Genomic DNA, 4809 nt, shown 5'->3' with positions numbered 1-4809 from the left:
CGGGGTGTCCCCGACCGTGGGTGCCGTGGGCGCGGTTCGCCCCGTCGCGCCCACGTCCCCGGCGCGGGCGGCGAGGCGGTCCTCCAGGGCGATCAGCGACCGGCGTGCGTCGACGGCCGCCCGGCCGGGTGCCGACTGCCGGTACACGTCGTTGAAGACTTCGAGGGACAGCGGGCCCCGGTAGCCCGCGTCGAGGACGTGCCCGGTGAAGGCGGTGAGGTCGAACGACCCCTGCCCCGGGAACAGCCGGTGGTGCCTGCTCCACTGCAACACGTCCATGCGCAGTTCCGGCGCGTCGGCCAGTTGCAGGAAGAAGAGCTTGTCGGCGGGCACCCGCACCACGTCGGCGACGTCGTCGCCCCGGGAGAGCACGTGGAAGCTGTCCAGGCACAGGCCGAGCGCGGGGTGGTCGGCCCGGCGCACGATCTCCCACGAGTGCCACCAGGTGTCGACGAACCGGCCCCACGCCAGCGCCTCGTAGGCGACGCGCAGCCCCCGGTCGGCGGCCCGCTCGGCGAGCGTGTGCAACTGCTCGGCGGCGAGATCGTCGTCGTCGATCGCGTCCGGGGAGACCGACGAGCAGACCAGCACGGTGTCGGCGCCGAGGCGGGCCATGATGTCGAAGGTGTGCTCGGCGCGGCGCAGGTTGGCCCGGAACAGCGGCTCCGGCACCGCCTCGGCGTCACGGAACGGCTGGAAGAGATCGAGGGACAGGCCCAGCTCGGCACAGTGCGCGCGCACCCGCTCCGGCGACAGATCGGACGCGATGAGGTCGCCCGCGAAGATCTCGACGCCGTCGAAGCCCGCGCGGGCGGCGGCGTTCAGCTTGTCCTCCAGGGTACCGGACAGGCACACCGTCGCGATGCCACTGCGCATGGGCGGGTCTCCCGTTGCTGGTCGTCGTGCACGGCCCCGGGTCGCGGGCCCGGGGCCGACGCTAGCATGAACGAACCAGCTAGTTAACTCCTGTCGCACGGTACGCGGTGGGCCCGGCACGGGCCGCTAGAGTGGCGCGGTCACCGTGAGGAAGGGGGTCGCCGCCGGTGGGACAGCCGCAGGGAACCGGCCCGGTCCGCGCCCGCGACGCGGAGCGCACCCGCGCGGAGATCCTGCGCGTGGCCACCCGGGAGTTCGCCGACAAGGGATTCACGGGCGCCCGGGTCGACGAGATCGCCGCGCGCACCAGCACCACCAAACGGATGCTGTACTACTACTTCGGCAGCAAGGAGCGGCTCTTCGTCGCCGTGCTGGAGACCGCCTACGCCTCGATCCGGGCCGCCGAGCAGGAGGTCGACGTCGACCACCTCGACCCGGAACGGGCGTTGCGGCGGCTGGCCGAGCTGACCTTCGACCACCACGAGTCGCACCCCGACCTGGTGCGCCTCGTCACGATCGAGAACATCCACCGCGCCGAGCACATCGCCCGCTCGGACAATCTCGTCCGGCTCGCCAAACCCGCGCTGGAGGTGCTCTCCCGCATCCTGGAGCGGGGCCGCGCCGCCGGGCGGTTCCGCGCCGACGTCGACGCGCTGGACGTGCACATGGTCATCAGCGCGTTCTGCGTGTTCCGGACCGCCAACCGGCACACGTTCAACACGATCTTCGACCGGGACATGCTCGACCCCGCCGCCCGCGCGCACTACCGCGCGATGCTGGGCGATCTGCTTCTGTCCTACCTGACCACGGCGCCCTGACCGGCGCGTTGTCACGCCGTCAAGGCCTCCTTGACTGCACTCAACGCAGTGAAGGAGGCCTTGACGGCACGCCAAAAGCGGCGAGGGCCTCAGTGGGCCAGGTGGGTGACGACCTCGGTGACGGGGAGGCGGGTCTGGTCGCCGGTGGTCATGTCGCGGACCGTGACCACGCCTTCGGCCTGCTCCTCGGGGCCGTGGATGAGCACGGTGCGCGCCCGCTGGTCGTTGGCCCACTTGAGCTGCTTGGCGAGCTTGCCGGAGGTGCCGAGATAGACACCGGTGCGCAGCCCGGCGCCCCGCAGCTCCGAGGCCAGCCGCATCACCGTCTCCTCCGCGCCCAGCACCGTCAGCGCCACGTCGAGCCCGCCGCTCTCGGCGGTGTCGGCGGCCTGGATGGCCAGGATGCGCTCGATGCCGATGGAACCGCCGCACGCGGGCAGATCCGGCCCGCCCAGCTTGGCGACCAGCCCGTCGTAGCGCCCTCCCGAGGCGATGGAACCCGGGTAGCCCGCGGCGACCACCTCGAAGATCGGACCCGTGTAGTAGTCCAAGCCCCGCACCATGCGCGGGGTGAACACCACCCGGTCCTCGGGCAACCCGGCGGTGAGCTCAAGCAGGCGGTCGATCTCGGCAAGGCCCCGCCTGCCCCGCTCGGTGGTGTCGAGCTGCTTGCGCACGCGGTCGGTATCGGAGGCGGTCACGTCGGCCACGAGCTCGTCGGCCGTGGCCGGAGCGAGCCCCAGGCCGGCCAGCTCGGCGGCGACCGCGGCGGCGTCCACCTTGTCCAGCTTGTCGAGCGTGCCCAGCACGGCGGGCCCGTCGTCGGAGCCGATGCCGTAGGCCTCCAACAGCCCGTGCAGCGCCTGCCTGCTGTTGACCAGCACGCGAAAGTCGTCGACCCCGAGCGCGCGCAGGCCGTCGTGCACCGCCCACAGGATCTCCGCGTCGGCCAGCGGCGACGACGAGCCCACCGTGTCGATGTCGCACTGGGTGAACTCGCGGAACCGCCCCTTCGCGGGCCGATCCGCGCGCCACACCGGGCCGATGGCGTAGCGCTTGTACGGCGAGGGCAGGCGGCTGCCGTAGGTGCCCACGACCCGTGCCAGCGGCACGGTGTGGTCGTAACGCAACGCGAGGTCGGCCTCGCCGGTGGCCTCGTGGACCCCCCTCTTGAGGATCTTGAAGATCAGCGCGGAGGCCTCGTCGCCGAGCTTGCCCGCGAACACCTCCAGCCGCTCGAACGCCGGGGTCTCCAGCGGGTCGAAGCCGTAATGCTCGAACACGCCCGCGACGGTGTCGAAGGCGGACTTCCGGCGACGCATCTCGTCGGCCAGGAAATCCCGGGTGCCCGAGGGGGGTTCGGCGGCTTTCGCCATGGTGGATGTCCTCCGCGTAGCTCTCGACTCGGCCACCATTGTCCCGCCCCTGCCCGCGCACGGCCCGCCGGGCCCACCCCCTGGAAGGGCCCCGCGGGCCGTGCCGTATAGGCCGTTATACGATCTATTTGCCGAAACCCGCCGTCAGACCGCTGACGAGATGGCGCCTGCCCAGCACGTAGAGCGCCAGCACGGGCAGCGTCGACAGCACCACCGCGGCGAGCACGGCGGGGATGTTGACGGTGAACTGACCCTGGAAGCTCCACAGCGCCAGCGGCAGCACCCGCTGATCGGGACTCTGGGTGAGAATCAGCGGGAACAAGAAGCCGTTCCACACCTGGAGTCCGTCGTAGACGGCGACCGTGATCAGGGCGGGCCGCACCAGCGGCAGCACGAGGCTGACCACCATGCGCAGGTGCCCGGCCCCGTCCATCCGCATCGACTCGAACAGCTCGTTCGGCACGTCACGCAGGAAGTTCGCCAGGATGATCACCGTGAGCGGGATCGCGAACGCCGCCGAGGGCAGGATGATCGCCCACAGTGTGTCGTAGAGCCTCGCGCGGGTGATGAGGAAGTACACGGGAATGATCACGGCCTGCAGCGGGATGGCGAGCCCGAGCAGGAACGCCTTGTAGGTCAGGCGGGAGGCGCGGCTGTCGGCGCGCACCACGAAGTACGCGGCCAGCAACGACACCGTGACCGTGATCACCACCGTGCCCGCCGTCACGAGCACGCTGTTGAGCAGGTAGCGGCCGAAGTCGTTCTCCAGTACCAGGCGGTAGCCCTCGAGTGTCGGCTCCGACGGCGGCACAAGCGGGTTCTCCGAGAAGAAGCCCTCCTGGCCGCGCAGGCTCGTGATGACCACGTAGTACACGGGCAGCAGCACCACGAGCAGCCACAGCGTGCCCGCCAGCCCACCGCCCACGTTGGGCCGGCCGCGCGTCACAGTGGACATCAGGAACCCTCCAACTGACTGCCGCGCCGGAAGTCGGCCCACCGCGCCAGGCCGAGCGCCAGTGCCAGACCCGTCACCACCAGCAGCACGGCCAGCGTGCTCGCCCGGCCCATCTCGTTGGCGGCGAACCCGGTCAGGTACATGTCGAGCGGAAGCAGGCGCGTCGCGTCGCCCGGGCCACCGCCGGTGAGCACGAACACGAGGTCGAAGTAGGTCAGCGACCCGACCAGCATCAGCGTCGACGAGGTGATGATCGTGTACCGCAGCTGGGGCAACGTGACGTGGACGAACTGCCGCACCGGCCCGGCCCCGTCGATCTGCGCCGCCTCGTACAGCGAAGCGGGGATCTGCCGCACCCCCGCCTGGTAGAGCAGGGTGTGGAACGGGACGAACTGCCAGGCGATGACGAACACCACCACGTACAGCGCCAGGTCCGGGTCGCCGAGCCAGTCCCGCGCGAACGCCTCGGCCCCGAAGGCCAGGCTCATGCCGAAGTTCGGGTCGAGCAGCGCCTTGAACGCGATGGCGATGGCCGCCGACGAGAGCAGCATCGGCAGGAAGTACAGCACCCCGAGCAGCGCCCGGTAGCGACCCCGCCCCGCGGTGAGCACTCCGAGCAGCAGCGAGATCGGGGTCTGCACCAGCCAGCTGACCACCATCACCTGCACGCTCAGCCAGATCGCCTGATACGTGCCGGGATCGGTGAGCACCCCTCCGCGGTGGGCGCGCTCGCCCTCGCGCTGCTGGTGGCCCTGCTGCCGCGCACCGACGGCACCGGTGATGA

5 protein-coding genes are annotated in these 4809 nt (G+C 70.9%); 1 reads left to right on the top strand and 4 read right to left on the bottom strand.

The annotated features are described in order from the left end of the window. Positions 1-876 (bottom strand): sugar phosphate isomerase/epimerase family protein (locus SACSA_RS21000; RefSeq protein WP_019812997.1); only part of this gene is annotated, 876 nt, incomplete at its 3' end. Between the two features lie 167 nt (positions 877-1043). On the opposite strand from SACSA_RS21000, the gene SACSA_RS0101625 reads away from it, so the two are divergent. Then, positions 1044-1694: a TetR/AcrR family transcriptional regulator gene (locus SACSA_RS0101625; RefSeq protein WP_019812994.1), complete on the top strand. Its 651-nt coding sequence runs from the start codon at positions 1044-1046 to the stop codon at positions 1692-1694. An 89-nt stretch (positions 1695-1783) separates the two neighbouring features. On the opposite strand, the gene hisS is transcribed toward SACSA_RS0101625, so the two are convergent. The 3 genes from hisS to SACSA_RS20995 form a co-directional block, all read right to left on the bottom strand. After that, positions 1784-3070, bottom strand: coding sequence for a histidine--tRNA ligase (gene hisS / locus SACSA_RS0101620; RefSeq protein ID WP_019812992.1), 1287 nt, complete (start codon positions 3068-3070; stop codon positions 1784-1786). 124 nt (positions 3071-3194) lie between these two features. Then, positions 3195-4025, bottom strand: a complete 831-nt coding sequence (locus SACSA_RS0101615; protein ID WP_019812990.1) for a carbohydrate ABC transporter permease — start codon at positions 4023-4025, stop codon at positions 3195-3197. Further along, the gene (locus SACSA_RS20995; RefSeq protein ID WP_232212804.1) at positions 4025-4807 is read right to left on the bottom strand and encodes a carbohydrate ABC transporter permease; all 783 of its coding nucleotides are present in this window, start codon (positions 4805-4807) and stop codon (positions 4025-4027) included. The genes SACSA_RS0101615 and SACSA_RS20995 overlap by 1 nt, the downstream gene beginning before the upstream one ends. Between the last annotated feature and the right edge of the window lie 2 nt (positions 4808-4809).

The sequence above is a fragment of the Saccharomonospora saliphila YIM 90502 genome (assembly GCF_000383795.1).
Classification (GTDB): Bacteria; Actinomycetota; Actinomycetes; order Mycobacteriales; family Pseudonocardiaceae; genus Saccharomonospora; species Saccharomonospora saliphila.
The sequence above is the reverse complement of the archived record's forward strand: the minus strand, read 5'-3'. Positions and strand labels throughout refer to the sequence as shown.

What these genes read in the sequence shown, in the direction of transcription:
- SACSA_RS0101615 (WP_019812990.1), bottom strand. Translation starts at nt 4,025, where the DNA reads ATGTCCACTGTGACGCGCGGCCGGCCCAACGTGGGCGGTGGGCTGGCG.
- hisS (WP_019812992.1), bottom strand. Translation starts at nt 3,070, where the DNA reads ATGGCGAAAGCCGCCGAACCCCCCTCGGGCACCCGGGATTTCCTGGCC.